Consider the following 17,896-nt stretch of genomic DNA (forward strand, 5'->3'; position numbering starts at 1 on the left):
GGAAGCATATGAATCACCTCAGCAAACTCCTCCCCGTTGTCGTTCTCATCGCGCTGGCGGCCTTTCCCCTGGTCGGTGACGCCTACTACATCGGGTTGGCGATCAAGGTCATGATCTACGCGATGTTTGCGCTCAGCCTGCAATTACTGGTGGGCGGTGCAGGCTTGATCAGCCTGGGACATGCAGCGTTCTTTGGCATCGGCGCCTATGCCGCGGCATTGCTGTCGCCAGAGTCCGAAGCGGGCGGGCTGATCTGGCTGCTGGCGGCGGCCCTGGCGTTCGCCGCCCTCTATGCCCTGATCACGGGTGCCCTGGCGTTACGAACACGCGGCGTGTATTTCATCATGGTGACGCTGGCGTTTTCACAAATGGCCTATTACGTCTTTCACGATACCGACATCGGTGGCGGCAGTGACGGGATTTACCTGTATTTCCGTCCTCAGGTTTCGCTTGCCGGCTGGATGCCCTTTGATCTCGATGAGCCTGGCACCTACTACATGTTTGTGGTGATTTGCCTGGCTTTGACGTGGGGATTTCTGGCCCTGCTCGCACGCTCGCCATTCGGCGCGGCCCTGACAGGCATCCGTCTGAACGAACAACGTATGCGGGCCGCCGGCTACTCCACCTTTCCCTACAAGCTCACCGCCTACGTCATCGGGGCCACGCTGGCGGGACTGGCCGGCTTTCTCTATGCCTTGAAAGACGGCTTCGTCACCCCCGAACTGCTGACATGGGAACAATCGGGGCTTGTCTTGCTCATGGTGATCCTGGGCGGCATGCACAGTCTGGGAGGTGCCGTACTCGGCACGGTCACCCTCATCCTCCTGCAAGAACTATTCCAGTCGCAAGCCCTGTTTGGCGACTACGCCAAGCACTGGCACCTGCCACTGGGGTTGGCGATCATCGCGTTGGTGGCCCTGCTGCCCAATGGTTTGGCGGGAATCCCCGCGCAATGGCGAGCCAGGCGCGCGGCACGAGATCCTGCCACAACATCCGAGGCCCTGGACACCGAAGAGGCATCGGACGACCGCGCGGCCACGATTTCTGCCGGATCTCCGGACCCGGTTGCCCGACATACATCTATTCCCCAACCCGGAGGCCCCCATGTCTGAAGCCATGCTGGCCGCGCGCGGCATTACGCGTCGATTTGGCGGACTTGTCGCCGTCAATGACGTCTCGCTGGATTTGCATCGCGGCACGGTACATGCCGTCATTGGCACCAATGGCGCGGGAAAATCCACGCTCATTAATATCCTGTCCGGGGAATTGCTGGCCAGCGAAGGCCAAGTCTTAATGGAAGGCCAGGACATCACCGCCTGGCCGCAACCCCAGCGCGCCCGCCACGGCCTGGGCCGCAGCTATCAACGTTCGACCATTTTTCCCGAGCTCAGCGTCTTCGAGAACTGCCGACTCGCGGCACAGGCCGACAACCCAAGATTCTGGCATTGGTGGCGGCATGCCAACGAATGCACGCCCAGTCGTGACCGGGCCTACCATGCACTGGAACGCACCGGCCTGGAGGGTCGCGCGAGTACGCCGGCCGGCCTGCTGCCACACGGTCACAAGCGTCAACTGGAAATCGCCATGTGCCTTGCTGGACACCCGCAGGTTCTCCTGCTGGACGAGCCCCTGGCAGGGATGGGCGCCGAGGAAACGGAGCGCATACTCACGCTGCTGCAGGACCTGAAAGCCGAGCACGCCATCTTGCTGGTCGAGCACGATATGGATGCCGTGTTCGGCAATGCCGACATCATCACCGTGATGGTCAATGGCAGCGTTATTGCTTGCGGCAACCCCGTGGATATTCGTGCCAACCCACAAGTACAAAGCGCCTATCTCGGGGACGGCACATGCACGCATTAATCGACGCCACCGGTTTGCACAGCTATTACGGCGCCAGTCATGTCCTGCGCGGCGTCGATCTACGCATCACGCCGGGCGAGTCTGTCGGCTTGGTCGGCCGCAACGGCATGGGCAAGACCACACTCATCCGCACGCTGATGGGACATGTGCGCAGCCGCCAGGGCAAGCTCTCGGTCGTCGGCCAGGACTGCACACGCGCACAACCCCATACCATCGCCCGTCTGGGCGTTGCCTATGTTCCCGAAGGCCGCGGCGTTTTTCCTAATCTGAGTGTGCGCGAAAATCTGCTCGTCGCCGCGCGTACCGGTACCCGTGGCCAAACGGATTGGACCTATGACCGTGTCCTCGCAACCTTCCCCCGTCTGGCCGAACGGCTCGACCACGGCGGCCAGCAGCTGTCAGGCGGCGAACAGCAGATGCTGGCCATCGGCCGCGCTCTGACCACCAATCCCGATCTGCTCATTCTGGACGAAGCCACCGAGGGCCTGGCTCCGCTCATCGTGGCAGAAATCTGGAAAATCGTCGCCACCATTCGTTCCAGCGGGATATCGACGCTCATCGTCGACCGCAACTACCGGGCTGTGCTTTCCCATACCGACCGCTGCCTCGTCATGGAAAAAGGACGCATCGTTCACGAAGGCGCCAGCCCAGCATTAGCGGCACAACCCGAGCAATTGGCTCGATACCTGGGAGTTTAAAAGCTTAAAAGAAGCAATAAGACCAACCCGCAGATCCAGGGGCATTGGACAGCGCAGCGTCGTGCGTTCTGGTTTCTGTCCACCAAGTGGAGACAAGGTATGACATTCCCTCTTTCCGGCGTCCGCGTCCAACTATCCCGCCGGTCTACGCTGATCGCCCTATTGTCGGCGACCCTGGCAGGTGGCGCCCTATCAGGCGCCCTGGCTCACGCCGCCGAGGACTGGCCCTCCAAGGCCATCAAGGTCATCGTGCCCTATACCCCGGGTGGCGCGACCGACACCGTAACGCGCACCGTGATGGACAAGTTGTCGACCCGACTGGGTCAAAACATCATCATCGAGAACAAGCCGGGGGCCAACAGCACACTGGGCGCGGCGCAGGCGGCCAAGGCCGACCCCGATGGCTATACCTTCCTGGCCATGCTGCCCGCCTACGTGATTAACACCCATCTGTACAAACTGGCGTATTCGCCCTCGCAACTGGTGCCGGTCGTACACATGGCCGACCTGCCGCTGTTCCTGTTCGTGGCCAAAGACCTACCCGTGAACTCTATGAAGGAACTGGTGGAGTACGGACGCAAGAATCCCGACAAACTGACGTATGCATCCAGTGGCACGGGCTCCAGTGCGCACCTGACTGGTGCCGACTTCGCACTGCAGGCCAAGCTCAAGATGACACACGTCGCCTACAAGGGCAGCGCCCCCATCCTGACCGACTTGCTGTCCGGACGCGTGTCCATGGTGTTCGACCCGGTGCTGGTCCCCATGCAATACGTCAAACAGGACAAATTGAAAGTCGTGGCCTTCACAGGCAAGAAACGCTGGCCCGACGACCCCGATGTCCCCACCATGGAGGAAGTCGGCTTTCCGGGTTTCGTCACCGGTTCGTGGGCGGGTCTGCTGGCACCCGCCGGTACGCCCAAGCCCATCATCGATCGCATGGCCAAGGAAATCAGTGAAATCGTGCACGAGCCCGATGTCACCAAGAAATTCACCGACGCGGGTTTCTTACCCGCCGGCGGCACGCCCGCGGAATTCGCCGAACTGATGCGTTCCGACTCTGAGCGCTACGCCAAGATCATCAAAGAAGCCCAAATCACTGTGAACTGATCCTGCGTGCTCGCGTGCGAGCGATGCTAAATCACCGCATGCTGGAAGGGCGGCAGTGGTGCGCTGGCGCGCCGCTGCGCACCGCCCCATACACAGCATCGCCACTACCACCGCGATTACGCGTTGGAGAATCCGGTCGTATCCAATGCGAAGGCTGCCGCAGCGCGGCCGATACGATCGTTGACCGCTCGCCATGCCGCATCGCTTGGCGGCGCTTGGACCAGAATGCGGGCATATCCTCCGTCATCGAGCTCGCGCAGCATCGCATACAAGACTTGCGCGTAACGATCGGGATCGGCCTCGACCTGCCGCCAGACAATCTCTGGGGCCAGATCGGCAGGCGCCTTGGCAAACGCCACCACGACGACGCGCCCATTCTGCGCATTCTGCCCGCGCGCGACCTCTATCAGGCGCTGGGCCGACACGAGCTCCAGCGGCGTGTGCGGCGCATAGTGTGCTTTCAGCGTGCCTGATGCACGCGGCGCGGCGGCATCGGGCATGCTGACCGGTTGGCCCAATATCGCCTCGATCTGCGCTGGCGTCACGTGGCCCGGGCGCAGTAGCACCGGTCCGACCCCCTGCCTCAAGCGCGACAAATCCAGGATGGTGGACTCGATGCCGACCTCGGACGGCCCCCCATCAAGTACCGGCATGCCCTGCGCGACCTCATCGGGAAATTCGTAGCGCACATGATCCGCATGAGTCGGAGAGACTTGACCAAATTTATTGGCCGACGGTGCCGCCACGCCCCCCTGTCCGCCGGGCTTGCCCGCCGCAAAGGCGCGCAGCAACGCTTGCGCAACAGGATGCGAAGGACAGCGCACGCCGATGCTGTCTTGTCCACCGCTGACCATCTCTCCGCGAGGCAAGGCGCGCGGCAAAATCAGCGTAAGCGGCCCCGGCCAGAACGCCTCGATCAAGCGTTGTGCCTCTGGCGGGATCTCACGGACCCAATAGCCCAGGTCCGCACCGGGCGCGACGTGCACGATCACGGGATGATTGGAGGGCCGACCTTTGGCGGCATAAATGCGCGCCACCGCCTCGGGATTGTCGGCATCGGCGCCGAGCCCATAGACCGTTTCCGTAGGAAACGCCACCACCTCGCCCGCCAGCAGCCGGGCGGCGGCAGCAGCGATCATGGCGCTGTCAATAGTGTGCCCGGCGTCGGTATCGATAAGGGCAGGCGGGACCACAGGTGAAGATGGCATGATGCTTAGTCGGGTGCGGCCATGCCCAGGGCCGCGGCCACCTGGGCAGCGTCCATGCGTGCCTGATCCAGGGTCGCGGCGACGATCGTCACATGGCCCATCTTGCGGCCACGGCGTGCCTCGTGCTTGGCATACAAATGCAGTTTGGCAGAGGGCACCGCCAGCGCGGTCGACCAGTCCGGTTCGCGTGGCGCGCTCGCGCCGGGCTCGAACCAAATATCACCCAGGATATTCAACATAATGGCCGGCGCGAGCAAGGCGGTGCTGCCCAGTGGCAAGCCGGCCATGACACGCGCTTGCTGTTCAAACTGGCTGCTGACGCAGGCGTCGATCGTGTAGTGGCCGCTGTTGTGCGGACGCGGGGCGATCTCGTTGACAACCAGACTGCCGTCGGTCAACACAAAGAACTCGACGCACAGCACACCGTGGTAGTCCAACCCCCGGGCAATGGCGCGCGCGGCCTCGGTCGCCTGGTTCTGCCGCTGTACATGTCCAGGGTCGCTATCGACCGCGGCGACCGTCGACACGGCCAGAATCCCGTCGAGGTGCAAATTACGCGCCACAGGGAACACAACATCACTGCCATCGAAACCCCGCGCCAATACCACCGAAATCTCATAATCCAACGGCATGAGGGCTTCGAGTACGCAAGGCACACCGTCAAACTCGGCGAAGGCGGCTTGTGCGGCCTCGCGCGTGGTGACTCGCGCCTGGCCTTTACCGTCGTAGCCCAATCGGGCCACCTTCAGAATACCGGGAAACAGCGTGTCGGGAGCGTCGAGCAGATCTTGCGGCGTTCGGATCGCGACGTACGGCGCCACGGAGATGCCTTGCGAAGCGATGAACATCTTTTCGGCAATGCGATCCTGCACGATCGCAACGGCATCGCCAGCAGGGCTGACGCGGCATTGCGCGGCCAACGCACGCAGGCTATCGGCCGGAACGTTTTCGAACTCGGTGGTCACGGCTCGGCAGGTCCGGGCGAGCTCGGCCAACCCTGCCGCATCGTCATACGCCGCCTGGATATGGTGATCCGCCACCACCGCCGCAGGCCCATCAGCGTCCGGATCCAGTACCGCGACGCGATAGCCCAGGCTCTGCGCAGCGTGGCAGAACATGCGGCCCAGTTGGCCACCGCCCAGCATTCCGAGCCAGTCGCCCGGCGCAATTGTGAAAGAGTCAGTCGAGGAAGTCATACACATAGCGCACCCGGCACGCGGGCACGTCGCAAAGTCAGGGCTGCGGGGGAACGATCATGTTGCGTGCCGCGTCGGTCTGACGGGCACGGAATGCCAACAATTGGCGGTGTAAATCGTCGTCGGTCGTGGCCAGAGTGGCAATAACATGCAACGCCGCATTCGCGGCGCCCGCCTCGCCAATGGCAAAGGTGGCGACCGGCACCCCCTTGGGCATTTGCACAATAGACAACAGAGAGTCCTCGCCACGCAGATAGCGCGAGGGGACGGGTACGCCGAACACGGGGACCTCGGTCAGCGCGGCCATCATGCCGGGTAAATGCGCGGCGCCCCCGGCTCCGGCGATAATGCCACGCAAGCCACGCGAGCGCGCCGCGGCGCCATAGTCTGCCATGTCTTGCGGCATGCGATGGGCGGAGATGACACGGGCCTCGTAGGGCACGCCGAATGCTTCCAGCATGTCTACGGCGTTTTTCATGACATCCCAGTCGCTGGAAGAACCCATGATGATGCCCACCACGGGGGTGGCCGGCGTCGCGGCGGAAGAAGTCGTCGTCGTCATCTCACGCCACCAAACGGTCCAGCGCCTCGCGGTACTTGGCTGCAGTTTTTTCCAGGACCTCTTGTGGCAGGCGGGGAGCCGGCGGGGTCTTGTCCCAGGTCTGGGTTTCGAGCCAGTCGCGCACGAATTGCTTGTCGAACGACGGCGGGCTGATGCCTTCGCGATAGCCATCAGCGGGCCAGAAACGCGAGGAATCGGGCGTCAGGACTTCATCCATCAGGTACAGGGTGCCATCGTCATCCAGGCCAAATTCGAACTTGGTATCGGCAATGATGATGCCCTTGGTAGCCGCGAACTGGGCCGCCTCGGCATACAACCGCAGGGTCACGTCGCGAATGCGCTCGGCCATGTCCTGACCGACTTCGTTGACCACGTGAGCAAAGTCGACGTTTTCATCATGCATGCCGAACTCGGCCTTGGCCGCGGGCGTAAAAATGGGTTCGGGCAACTTGCTGGCCTGCTGCAGGCCGGCCGGCAACGCAATGCCGCACAGCGAGCCGGTCGCCTGGTAGTCTTTCCAGCCCGATCCAATCAGATAGCCGCGCGCCACAGCCTCGACCAGAATGGGCTTCAGACGCTTGACCACCACCGCACGGCCCCTCACCTGATCCAGCTCGTCAGACGCCACGACGTCTTCCGGCTTTACGCCGGTCGAGTGGTTCGGCAGGATGTGTGCGAGCTTGCCCAGCCAAAAATCGGTCAACTCGGTCAACACCTGGCCTTTGCCGGGGATGGGATCATCGAGAATAACGTCAAAAGCGGAAATACGATCCGACGCAACGATCAAGAGCTTGTCGTCGCCCACGGCGTACATGTCGCGTACTTTGCCGCGACCCAAAAGCGGCAAGGATTTGATGGTGGATTGGTGCAGAGCGGAAGTCACGGATCGACCTATGGCGAAAGAAGCATAGATTACTGCAAAAGCAGACGCCGCCCCTGTGGGCGGCGCCTGAAACGAACAACGGCAGGCTTATTGCACGACTTGCGTGAGCTTGCCCGTCGCGTACCGCTGTGCCATTTCGGTCAAGGGAATCGCCTTGATCTTGCTGGCGTTACCGGCGGTGCCGAACTCGGTATAGCGCTGGACACAAATTCCCTTGGCGGCGGCGCGGGCCGGCTTCAAGTATTCGCGCGGATCGAATTTGCCGGGGTTTTCAGCAAAGAAACGGCGGATCGCACCGGTCATCGCCAGGCGGATGTCGGTATCGATGTTGATCTTGCGTACGCCGTACTTGATGGCTTCCTGGATTTCTTCGACAGGCACGCCGTAGGTTTCTTTCATGTCGCCGCCGAATTCGCGGATCTCGGCCAGCAGTTCTTGGGGCACGCTGGAGCTACCGTGCATCACCAAGTGGGTGTTCGGCAGGCGAGCGTGGATTTCCTTGATACGCGAGATCGACAGAATGTCGCCCGTGGGCTTGCGGCTGAACTTGTAAGCGCCGTGGCTGGTGCCGATGGCGATGGCCAGGGCATCCAGTTGGGTCTTGCGCACAAAGTCGGCGGCTTGCTCAGGGTCGGTGAGCAATTGCTCGCGCGTCATCGTGCCCTCGGCGCCGTGACCGTCTTCCTTGTCGCCCATCATGGTTTCGAGCGAACCCAGGCAGCCCAGCTCGCCTTCGACGGTGACGCCCAGCTTGTGCGCGGTATCCACGACGGTCTTGGTAACGTCGACGTTGTAGTCGTAGTCAGCAATGGACTTGCCGTCTTCTTTCAGAGATCCGTCCATCATGACACTGGAGAAGCCGAGATCGATCGCGCCCTGGCAAATCTTGGGCGATTGACCGTGATCCTGGTGCATCACCACGGGAATATGGGGGTAGGACTCGACGGCAGCCTGAATCAGGTATTTCAGGAAGCCTTCGCCTGCGTACTTACGCGCCCCGGCCGAAGCCTGCATGATCACCGGGCTGTCGGTTTCGGCAGCGGCTTCCATGATGGCCTGGACTTGTTCCAGGTTGTTAACGTTGAACGCGGGAATGCCGTAACCGTGCTCAGCAGCATGATCAAGCAACTGGCGCATGGAGACTAGGGCCATGGGATGGTCCTCCTGAGTGATGAATGATAGGGTGGAGCCTTGCTGAATAGGGGGATTTTAGCTGGGATTAAGGCAATCGCCGCGCCAAGCGTGTCACGGGAGGTGTCAGAGCCTTGAAATTGTCGTTATTACCGGCTCTGATGACCCCATATTCCCCACAAATTTTGCAATTTGTTGCCGATATTGCCCTCCCCCTTCCCCAGGACTCAGGCTGCCACGGCCTCCGGCACACGCTTGGCCGCGGTACGGTAATGCGACGAAAACACGAGCCGCCCTGCTGACCAGGCATGACTGACCAATGGCAACTCGCCCAGCAGCGTCACTGCCACCAGATCCGCGCGCAACCCCTTCTTCAAGCGGCCGCGATCATTCAGTTTGCACGCATCGGCCGGGTTGGCCGTCACCAGCGCCACTGCCTGGGACAAGGTCAAATCGGTATGTGCCGCGACGACAAACGCGGCGGCAATCAGCGTAGACGGTTGATAATCCGAACACAGGCACCCCGCCACGCCCGCGCGCACCGCATCGATCGCACGCATGGATCCACTTTGGCTTTGGCCGCGCAGGATGTTGGGCGCTCCCAGGATGGTAGGCAGGCCGCACGAGACCGCTGCCGTGGCCGTATCCAGATTGATGGGAAACTCGCTCATCGACACCCCCAGATTCCGCATGGTGGCAATACGCTGCACCGAGTCGTCATCATGGCTAGCCGTCGGCACGCCCAGACGGTGAGCGTCGGCCAGCAAGGCTTCCACGCGCTGCACAGCGCCATCCCGGGCCCGCAGTTTGGCGCTCGCGGCCAGCTCGGCCTCGTCGCGGCTCATGGCGTGGTTGCCCATCATGTACTGCAGATAGGCCTCCAGTGTCTTGAACTGCCCCTGTCCGGGCGAATGGTCCATGACAGAAAGGAGGTCCACGACGCCCTCGGCCATCAGCGCCTGCAACACCGGCATCGCCGCGGCGTCAGTTACCTCGTAGCGGCAGTGCACCCGGTTGTCCACCAGACTATGTTCACGAAAGGCATGCAAGGCACGCGCAATCTGCGCCGCGGTCTCGTTATTACGCACGCCCCACTCATTGTTCGCAAACGACAGCGCATGAAACGGTGTCGTGATCCCCGCGGCGGCATTGCGTCGATCCACCTGGGCCACCGCAAAGTCCAACGGAAACAGCACGCGCGAGCGCGGCTCTGCCTCTTTCTCAATCGCATCGCAATGCACGTCGATCAAACCGGGCAGCAAGGTTTGGCCTTGCAGATCGATGATCTCGGCATCGGGTATGCCTTCGGGTTCGATGGCCGCGATGAGATCGTCTTCAATCAAAATCGCGCTATCGGTTAATACCGTGTCCGGCAACACGATATTGGCATGTGTCAGATACAAGGCAGACATGGCTACTCCAGTGCACCGGCCGTGACGGCCGGTTCAATAGGCAGAATGCGCGTCGCGACTTCGTCGCGTACGGCTTCATCGTGAAAAATACCAATCAGGCAACGTCCTTCTGCGACCGCTTCGCGGATCAACGCGATCACGACCGCGCGGTTGTCCGCGTCCAGCGAGGCCGTGGGTTCATCCAGTAACAGCACAGGGTGGCCGCCAATGAATCCGCGCGCGATATTGACGCGCTGCTGTTCCCCACCGGAAAACGTGGCGGGCGGCAGGCCCCACAAACGTTGTGGCACATTCAGACGATGCAATAATCCGGCCGCCCGCTCACGCGCCGCCTCGGCCTCCATGCCACCCGCGCGCAAGGGTTCTGCGACCACATCGAGTGTGCTGACGCGGGGAATGACACGCAAAAACTGACTGACATACCCAATAACATTCCGGCGCAGTCGCAGAATCGTCTGCTCAGAGGCACCAGTCAACTCCACCCAGCCCTGCGTGTCCCGTATGCGAATACTGCCTTCGGTCGCCAGGTAATTGCCATAGAGACAACGCAGCAAGGTACTTTTTCCTGTTCCCGACGGGCCCGAGAGGACTAGGCAATCACCACGGCCGGCCTCGAACGTCACATCTTGCAGCACAGGCAAGCGAATGCCGCCCTGGTTATGCAAGGTAAACATCTTGCCTAGACCGCTGACCTGAACCAACGTCTGGGCCCGGCTATCCATGGCGGATAACGTCGCCGCCGCTGTCGAAACTAAAGAGTGTGATGCGTTCATGGGTCAGCTCTGCAAAATAGAAGACACCAGCAACTGCGTGTACGGATGCTGAGGATCGTCCAGGATCTGGTCGGTAAGACCACTTTCGACCACGCGACCGCCACGCATGACCAAGGTGCGATGCGCGAGCAATCGGGCCACTGCCAGATCGTGGGTCACCACAATGGCCGCCAGCCTCAGGTCCGCCACCAGTTGACGCAACAGATCCAGCAAGCGCGCCTGCACCGATACGTCCAGCGACGCCGTAGGTTCGTCCATGAACACCATGCGCGGATACGTCACCAAGTTGCGGGCAATCTGCAAGCGCTGCTGCATACCGCCCGAAAACGCCGACGGTGTGTCATCCAGCCGGCTCGCATCGATTTCCATTTTTTCCAGCCAGGAACTCGCCGTGCTGCGCAGATCACCATAGTGACGCTGGCCCACAGCCATCAGGCGTTCGGCAATATTGGCGCCTGCGCTGACCTGCATACGCAAGCCATCACGTGTGTTCTGACGCACAAAGCCCCAGTCAGTGCGCGCCAGCAAGCGCAACTGTGCCGCCGACAGCGCGGCCAGATCCACGAAACCGCGATCACGCGTGTCGTAACAGACACTCCCCGAATCGGGTTGCATCTGCCACGATACCGCCTGCAGCAACGTGCTCTTGCCTGAGCCCGACTCACCCACGACGCACAGCACCTCGCCGGGATGCAAATCAAAATTAATATCGCGGCAGCCGTGCACACCATCCCAAGTGCAGGTCATATCACGCACGGAAAGCAGAGCCTGGTTATTCATGCCGAAGCCTCCGCATCCGTCGTCGCCGCCGCACTGGTATGGCCATTGGCCTGGCGCTCTGAACAATATTCGGTATCCGAGCACACAAAGCGGCGCGTGCCTTGATCATCCAGAATGATTTCATCGAGATAACTGTGCGTCGAACCGCACAGATCGCAACACTGATCCCATTGCTCGACGCGGAACGGATGATCCTTGAAATCCAGGCTCTTGACACGCGTATAGGGCGGGACCGCATACACGCGCTTTTCTCGACCCGCGCCAAACAGCATCAGGGCCGGGCTGGCATCGAGTTTCGGATTATCAAATTTGGGAATAGGCGAAGGACGCATCATGTAGCGGCCATTCACGATCACGGGATAATCGTAGGTCGTCGCAATATGACCATGCTGTGCAATATCTTCGTACAGCTTGACGTGCATGCCGCCATATTCGGCCAGGGCATGCATCGTGCGTGTCTCGGTTTCACTGGGCTCGAGCCAGCGCAGCGGCTCGGGGATCGGCACCTGATACACCATGATCTGGCCTTCGCGCAGCGGCGTTTCCGGGATACGGTGACGCGTCTGCACAATCGTCGCCTCACGCGTGGACTCAGTCGTCTGCACACCCGTCACGCGGCCAAAAAAGCGGCGGATATTGATTGCATTGGTCGTATCGTCAGAACCCTGATCGATCACTTTCAACACGTCCTCGGTGCCGATAATGGCTGCCGTCACCTGAATGCCACCCGTGCCCCAGCCATACGGCAACGGCATCTCGCGACTGCCGAACGGCACCTGATATCCCGGAATCGCCACCGCCTTTAACAACGCACGACGCAGCATGCGCTTGGTAGATTCGTCCAGGTACGCGAAGTTGTAATGGTCATCGCGCTCGACCGTCGTATTCACAGCATTCATGTGGACAGTGCCTCATCAGCGAAAACAGGAGATGCCCCAGCGGGTGCAGCAGGTGTGGGAGTCGTGGCAGGCGCCGACCCCTGCGCAGACGACGCTTGCGCGTGTTCAGCCTGTGCCGAGACCGCAGCCTCTCGCCATGCGGTCCGATCCTGGCGCATATGACGCAACAGTTCCAGATTGGCCTGGAAATCGACGTAATGCGGCAACTTCAAGTGCTGGACAAAGCCCGATGCTTCGACGTTATCGCTGTGATACAGCACAAACTCATGATCGTTCGCGGGTGCCGTCGCCGCCTCGCCCAACTCTTCGGCCTTGAGCGCGCGATCCACCAATGCCATCGACATGGCCTTGCGTTCGCCGTAGCCAAATACCAATCCATAGCCTCGCGTGAACTTGGGAGCCTCCTTGGCATTACCACTGAACTGGCTGACCATTTGGCACTCCGTCAGCTCAATCTCGCCCACCGTGACTGCAAAGCCCAGCTCTTCGAGGAACATTTCCACTTCCAGCGATCCATAGCGAATCTCGGCCGCAAACGGGTGCGTATTGCCATAGCCGCGTTGCGTGGAATACCCCATCGACAGCAGGAACCCTTCGTCCGCGCGGGCCAGATTCTGCAAACGCGCATCGCGCCCGGCGGGAAAACCCAAGGGCTGGCGCGTCAAATCAAACGGCGCCGGATCGCCCGGGGGAATCGGCTCTTGATCGATCAGATCGTCATGCTGAAGCAGATCGGTCACCCGCGGCATGGAGGCCGCCACCGGCTGTGCGGCTGGCGCCAACGGCTCGGCGCGTGCATCGTCACCGTCAGCCTCAAGCGTAAAGTCCAGCAGGCGCTGGGTATAGTCATACGTCGGCCCCAGGATCTGTCCACCCGGCACGTCTTTGAACGTCGAGGAAATGCGGCGCGACAAGCGCATCTTGGCCGTGTCGGCCGGCTGCGTATAACCAAAACGCGGCAAGGTCGTGCGATAGGCCCGCAGCAAAAACACCGCTTCGAGGACATCGCCCGCGGCCTGTTTCATCGCCAATGCCGCCAAGTGCGGATCATAAAGTGCCCCCTCGGCCATGACGCGCGAGACGGCCAACGGCATCTGCTCGCGAATCTGCGCCAGGCTCAACTCGGGCACGCTCGTATCGCCACGCCGATAGGCATCAAGCATGCGATAGGAATTCAGGATGGCGCGTTCGCCCCCTTTGACCGCTACATACATATCAACCCTCCACCATCACGGTACGAGGCAGCCCGCACACGCGGTTACCTTGAATCAAAAACACATCGACACCCAACGGGAAAAGCTGCTGGTTGGCACGCCACTGCGTCCAGAAATCCGTCCGCAACCCGCTCACGGAGAGCACGCGCTGACTGGCGATACCGGGCCCAGACAACACCACCGACGCCCCGCCGTCCGCGTTATCCAGAGACTCAACCTCCAGCAATAAGGTCGTCGACGTATCGGGATACGCGGGATCACCGGGATGGCATTGCGTCAGATCGGGCGCGGCATACCCTGCAGGCACGACCGCAAAGCGCGCCTGCGCCGGCTCACTCACCAACGGACACCCGCAATGAAATCGCAGGTAATGATGCACACGCTCATCGACGTCGGCCGGCAACCATACCGGCGCGTCCACGTCGGCCAGCGCCAGCAGGATCGCGGTCATCCCCACGGACAGACCTGGCGGTACGCCGCATGCCACGTCAAGCTCGTAAATACTGCCGGGATGGGCCAAGGCCTCTAACGCACGGCGGAAGGTCTGCTGTGATTGCATCACCGCATCGCCAAACCCCGCGGCCGGTGGCGCGCTGAACGCAGAAATCGTTGCTGCCGTCATCTCAGTCCTCTCCTCGCACCATCGTGAAAAATTCCACCTGCGTCTGCGCGGCGACGTGCGCCTGACGCCGCGCACGCTCGCTATGCGCTTGCGCCAACGGCGTGATTACCGTCGCCTGAATGCGATCGTGCCAATCATCCTGCTGCAACAGCGCATCCAGCACCGCGGCCTGCTCGGCATGGCGGCGTCCGCGTCCCTGGACATACGCCACGCCCATGGCGCCGCCATCGAGCGTGACCGCGCAGCGCGTCACGCTCATTTCACCCAGGTTGAATTGCGCACCGGTGCCGCCACTGCGCGCGCGCACCATGGCCATGCCACTTTCTGGTGCACGTAACGGGTGATGGGCCGGCAAAGGACCCAACGCCTTGACGGCCTGTTCTAGCGCCGCGGGCTCGGCCAGTGCCAACACGCGCATCCACGCCGCGCGACGGGCCCCCGTGTCAGCGGGAGGAGAAGTTGTGGACGGTCTGCTCAAAGGGGACATAGGAGTGGGATGCCAAATCGAGTAAGAGTTGAATTTTATCTATACGTCTAGACGACCGTATGAAGTATGATGCCAAACAGACGCCAATACAATACTCAACGCGTGAACTTTTCATGACACGCCATCGCCACGCCGTCATTGCATCCGGGCGTAACTGATGCACAATCATGGCCGTCCCAAATGAAGCTGTTATTACCGAAAACGGATTATCACCATGGTTGAACGAGGCTCAGGTGTCGCGGTATGGCGACAAATCGGCGAACAACTGGCGGAAGACATCCGCAACAAACTCTATGCGCCCGGCGAGCGCCTGCCGACCGAGCCTGAACTGGCGGCCAAGTTCACCGTCAATCGCCACACCATTCGGCGCGCCATGAGCGAGTTGGAGCAACTCGGCCTGGTCCGTATCGAACAAGGCCGCGGCACGTTCGTCCAAGAGCATGCGATCGACTACGCCATCGGCCGGCGCACCCGCTTTTCCGAAAACTTGCTTAATCAGGGCGTGCTCGGCTATATCGAGGTCGTTGCCTGCCAGAGTCTGCGCGCCGGCGACATCGCCGCCCATCTGGGGCTCGCGCGGACGGCGTCACTGTTGCGCGTACAGGCACAGGGCAAAGCAGAGGACCGCTGCATTGACGTCTCTGAGCACTATTTCGACGAAGCACGTTTTCCCGACTTTGCCGAGCAGGTCCGCGAACGGCGCTCGATCTCGCGCGCGTTCGCCCACTATGGGGTGACGGACTACACACGCCAATGGTCGCGCATTACCGCGGCATTGCCGACCCCTGAGGTCGCCCGCCTGCTCGGACAACCGAAAACCCGCCCCATCCTGCAAGTAGAGTCACTCAATGTGGATGGAAATGGCACTCCCCTGCAGTACAGCCTGACTCGCTTCGGCGGTGACCTGGTACAGCTGGTGGTCGCGAGCGACACTCCCTGAGCATGACTGACCCACTCTGTATCGGATGAGTATTCACCAATAATTCATCTAGACATCCGGTTGTAATAGAACGCCGATAAGGTAGCGTGCATGAACTCCCAACCCCCCTCTTGCGCCACGCTGGCAGGTATTTCCGGACAGCGTCTTCTGACCCCCACTGGGCTGACCAGCGGCCAACTGACCTTTCATGACGGACGTGTCGCAGAGGTGGACGCCCCGTCGCCCACAGCGGGCGCGACCTGGTTGAACGCCGATCATCTGCTCGTGCTGCCTGGCATTATCGATTTGCATGGCGATGCCTTCGAGCGCGCCATCATGCCGCGCCCGGGAGTGACCTTTCCCTACGACGCGGCGCTCCATGATGTAGACCGGCAATTACTGGCCAATGGCATCACGACCGAGTTTCACGGCGTCACGGTGTCGTGGGAAGGTGGCCTGCGCGGCGAGCCTTATGCCGAACGCATGTTCGAGTCGCTGGAGCGCATGCAAGCACGCGAAGCGCTCGGCGCACGCCACCACGTGCATCTGCGTTTTGAGACGCATCACATTAACGGTGTCGAAATTGCGCAGCAATGGATACGCGCCGGCCGTGTGCAGTTTTTAGCGCTCAACGATCACCTGCCCAGCATGGCCCGCCGCTTGGGCGATGACCGAAAGCTATTGCAATATGCTGATCGCGCCGAATGCGATCTGGATACCTTTCAGGCCCGTATTCGCCTGGCGCTGTCATCCGCGGACGATGTCGCCGACGCGATGCGAGAGCTCACGCTCTGCGCCCGCGCAGCGGGTCTGAGTGTCGCATCGCATGATGACCCCGACGCGGCGACCCGCCGGTACTATCACCAACTGGGTTGCCGTATCGCCGAATTTCCGTTGACGTCCGACGTGGCGCGCCTCGCGCATGATCTGGGCGATGTCACGGTATTCGGCGCGCCCAACGTCGTGCGTGGCGGCAGCCACACTAACGCCCCCAATGCGACCGACATGGTCCGCTCGCGCCTGTGCGACATTCTGACCTCTGACTACTATTACCCCGCCCCGTTGGCGGCCGCCCTGCGCTTGGCCGAACAAGGCATTCTGCCGCTGGAACAAGCCTGGCGCCTGGTGTCGGCCAACCCTGCTCGCGCCGCCGGCCTGAGCGACCGAGGCAGTTTGGCGGCGGGACAGGCTGCCGATGCCATCATCGTCGATGACAGCGTGCCAGGCCTGCCACGCGTCTGCGCCGCGATTGTGGGTGGCGTGCTGCGCTATGCCACCCGCAACTTCGACACGCATCAAGCCCAGAGCCTGGCCGCCTGAGGACGGAGGCCACTATGCCGCAAGCGCATCGTTATGCCGTCTATCTGGCGCCAGTCGGTCCCTGGCGTGATCTCGGGAGTCAGTGGTTGGGACGCTGCGCAGACACCGGCGCCCCAATGCCCCCATCGACCGACGTCGATCCCCGTCAGCGCGCCTGGACACAGGCCCCTCGCCGCTATGGTCTGCATGCCACCCTGAAGCCCCCTTTTCGGTTGCGCGACGACACCACCGCCGACGCCCTGGATCACGCCATGCGTGCCCTGGCCACGCAGCAGCAGCCGTTTGCCGTGCCGCTCCAGTGCCAGTCGCTGCGCGGATTTCTGGCTTGGTGCATCACAGATCCCGACGCTCTGTCTCAGATGAACAGGCTGGCTGGGGTCGCCGTCAGCGATCTGGACGCGTTTCGCGCACCACCCGATCCGGCCGAGTTGGCACGCCGCCAACCGGAACGCCTCAGTCCCGCCCAGCGCCAGATGCTCGACCGCTGGGGGTATCCGTACGTGTTTGACACCTTCACGTTTCACATCACGTTGACGGGACAACTAGATCCGCTGGAGCTCTGTGCGGCACAAAGCCGGCTTGATGCGCTCAACGCCTGTCTGCCGCCCGCATCGATGCCGGTGAACGCAATCAGTCTTTATGTCGAACCCGAGCCCGGCGCCAATTTCGTCGTGGCCCGCCATTATGGATTCGATGGCACCACGCGCGATGGCGCGGGTGCACGCTTTCTGCAGAGTCACACGTGAATAGCCCTCACGCCACCCATTGCGATCAAACACCGCCATCCATCCCGAACATCGCGGCGACGCAGACACTGTC

The 17,896-nt window shown here is 61.7% G+C and carries 19 protein-coding genes; 7 read left to right on the forward strand and 12 right to left on the reverse strand.

Annotation, left to right across the window (positions count from 1 at the left end; all coding sequences use genetic code 11):
* The first annotated feature begins 8 nt into the window (after window positions 1–8).
* The 4 genes from ACYVDM_RS01825 (at window position 9) to ACYVDM_RS01840 (ending at window position 3,671) form a co-directional block, all read left to right on the forward strand.
* Window positions 9–1,112, forward strand: a complete 1,104-nt coding sequence (locus ACYVDM_RS01825) for a branched-chain amino acid ABC transporter permease (RefSeq protein WP_415793318.1) — start codon at window positions 9–11, stop codon at window positions 1,110–1,112.
* Window positions 1,105–1,863 (forward strand): ABC transporter ATP-binding protein, encoded by a 759-nt coding sequence (locus ACYVDM_RS01830; protein WP_415793317.1) that lies wholly within the window; start codon window positions 1,105–1,107, stop codon window positions 1,861–1,863. Before ACYVDM_RS01825 ends, ACYVDM_RS01830 begins: the two co-directional genes overlap by 8 nt.
* Window positions 1,851–2,561 (forward strand): ABC transporter ATP-binding protein, encoded by a 711-nt coding sequence (locus ACYVDM_RS01835; RefSeq protein WP_415793316.1) that lies wholly within the window; start codon window positions 1,851–1,853, stop codon window positions 2,559–2,561. The genes ACYVDM_RS01830 and ACYVDM_RS01835 overlap by 13 nt, the downstream gene beginning before the upstream one ends.
* Window positions 2,562–2,660: 99 nt before the next feature.
* Window positions 2,661–3,671: a Bug family tripartite tricarboxylate transporter substrate binding protein gene (locus tag ACYVDM_RS01840; protein ID WP_415793315.1), complete on the forward strand. Its 1,011-nt coding sequence runs from the start codon at window positions 2,661–2,663 to the stop codon at window positions 3,669–3,671.
* 116 nt (window positions 3,672–3,787) lie between these two features.
* On the opposite strand, the gene ACYVDM_RS01845 is transcribed toward ACYVDM_RS01840, so the two are convergent.
* The 12 genes from ACYVDM_RS01845 to phnG all read right to left on the reverse strand — a co-directional run bounded on the left by ACYVDM_RS01845 (window position 3,788) and on the right by phnG (window position 14,838).
* Window positions 3,788–4,810, reverse strand: coding sequence for an L-threonylcarbamoyladenylate synthase (locus ACYVDM_RS01845; RefSeq protein WP_415793336.1), 1,023 nt, complete (start codon window positions 4,808–4,810; stop codon window positions 3,788–3,790).
* Window positions 4,811–4,884: 74 nt separating this feature from the next.
* Complete coding sequence (locus ACYVDM_RS01850; RefSeq protein WP_415793314.1) at window positions 4,885–6,075, reverse strand: 5-(carboxyamino)imidazole ribonucleotide synthase; 1,191 nt, start codon at window positions 6,073–6,075, stop codon at window positions 4,885–4,887.
* 37 nt (window positions 6,076–6,112) lie between these two features.
* Window positions 6,113–6,637 carry a 5-(carboxyamino)imidazole ribonucleotide mutase gene (gene purE / locus ACYVDM_RS01855; RefSeq protein ID WP_415793313.1) on the reverse strand — a complete coding sequence of 175 codons (525 nt, stop codon included), beginning with the start codon at window positions 6,635–6,637 and terminating at the stop codon, window positions 6,113–6,115.
* Window position 6,638: 1 nt separating this feature from the next.
* Complete coding sequence (locus ACYVDM_RS01860; protein WP_415793312.1) at window positions 6,639–7,520, reverse strand: phosphoribosylaminoimidazolesuccinocarboxamide synthase; 882 nt, start codon at window positions 7,518–7,520, stop codon at window positions 6,639–6,641.
* 87 nt (window positions 7,521–7,607) lie between these two features.
* Complete coding sequence (gene fba, locus ACYVDM_RS01865) at window positions 7,608–8,672, reverse strand: class II fructose-bisphosphate aldolase (RefSeq protein WP_415793311.1); 1,065 nt, start codon at window positions 8,670–8,672, stop codon at window positions 7,608–7,610.
* A gap of 206 nt (window positions 8,673–8,878) precedes the next feature.
* Window positions 8,879–10,063 (reverse strand): alpha-D-ribose 1-methylphosphonate 5-triphosphate diphosphatase, encoded by a 1,185-nt coding sequence (locus ACYVDM_RS01870; RefSeq protein WP_415793310.1) that lies wholly within the window; start codon window positions 10,061–10,063, stop codon window positions 8,879–8,881.
* Between the two features lie 2 nt (window positions 10,064–10,065).
* Window positions 10,066–10,785, reverse strand: coding sequence for a phosphonate C-P lyase system protein PhnL (gene phnL / locus ACYVDM_RS01875; RefSeq protein ID WP_415793335.1), 720 nt, complete (start codon window positions 10,783–10,785; stop codon window positions 10,066–10,068).
* Between the two features lie 54 nt (window positions 10,786–10,839).
* On the reverse strand, window positions 10,840–11,616 hold the full coding sequence (gene phnK / locus ACYVDM_RS01880; protein WP_415793309.1) for a phosphonate C-P lyase system protein PhnK: 777 nt from the start codon (window positions 11,614–11,616) through the stop codon (window positions 10,840–10,842).
* On the reverse strand, window positions 11,613–12,515 hold the full coding sequence (locus ACYVDM_RS01885; RefSeq protein WP_415793308.1) for an alpha-D-ribose 1-methylphosphonate 5-phosphate C-P-lyase PhnJ: 903 nt from the start codon (window positions 12,513–12,515) through the stop codon (window positions 11,613–11,615). The genes phnK and ACYVDM_RS01885 overlap by 4 nt, the downstream gene beginning before the upstream one ends.
* Window positions 12,512–13,729 (reverse strand): carbon-phosphorus lyase complex subunit, encoded by a 1,218-nt coding sequence (locus tag ACYVDM_RS01890; RefSeq protein WP_415793307.1) that lies wholly within the window; start codon window positions 13,727–13,729, stop codon window positions 12,512–12,514. The genes ACYVDM_RS01885 and ACYVDM_RS01890 overlap by 4 nt, the downstream gene beginning before the upstream one ends.
* A gap of 1 nt (window position 13,730) precedes the next feature.
* Window positions 13,731–14,351, reverse strand: a complete 621-nt coding sequence (gene phnH / locus ACYVDM_RS01895) for a phosphonate C-P lyase system protein PhnH (RefSeq protein ID WP_415793306.1) — start codon at window positions 14,349–14,351, stop codon at window positions 13,731–13,733.
* 1 nt (window position 14,352) lies between these two features.
* Window positions 14,353–14,838 carry a phosphonate C-P lyase system protein PhnG gene (phnG, locus tag ACYVDM_RS01900; RefSeq protein ID WP_415793305.1) on the reverse strand — a complete coding sequence of 162 codons (486 nt, stop codon included), beginning with the start codon at window positions 14,836–14,838 and terminating at the stop codon, window positions 14,353–14,355.
* 214 nt (window positions 14,839–15,052) lie between these two features.
* Here phnG and phnF point away from each other — a divergent pair, with 214 nt between their 5' ends.
* The 3 genes from phnF (at window position 15,053) to ACYVDM_RS01915 (ending at window position 17,823) form a co-directional block, all read left to right on the forward strand.
* Window positions 15,053–15,778, forward strand: a complete 726-nt coding sequence (phnF, locus tag ACYVDM_RS01905; RefSeq protein WP_415793304.1) for a phosphonate metabolism transcriptional regulator PhnF — start codon at window positions 15,053–15,055, stop codon at window positions 15,776–15,778.
* Between the two features lie 90 nt (window positions 15,779–15,868).
* Window positions 15,869–17,077 carry an alpha-D-ribose 1-methylphosphonate 5-triphosphate diphosphatase gene (locus ACYVDM_RS01910; RefSeq protein WP_415793303.1) on the forward strand — a complete coding sequence of 403 codons (1,209 nt, stop codon included), beginning with the start codon at window positions 15,869–15,871 and terminating at the stop codon, window positions 17,075–17,077.
* A 14-nt stretch (window positions 17,078–17,091) separates the two neighbouring features.
* On the forward strand, window positions 17,092–17,823 hold the full coding sequence (locus ACYVDM_RS01915; protein WP_415793302.1) for a DUF1045 domain-containing protein: 732 nt from the start codon (window positions 17,092–17,094) through the stop codon (window positions 17,821–17,823).
* Window positions 17,824–17,896: the final 73 nt, after the last annotated feature.

The sequence above is a fragment of the Bordetella tumulicola genome, from assembly GCF_054779135.1.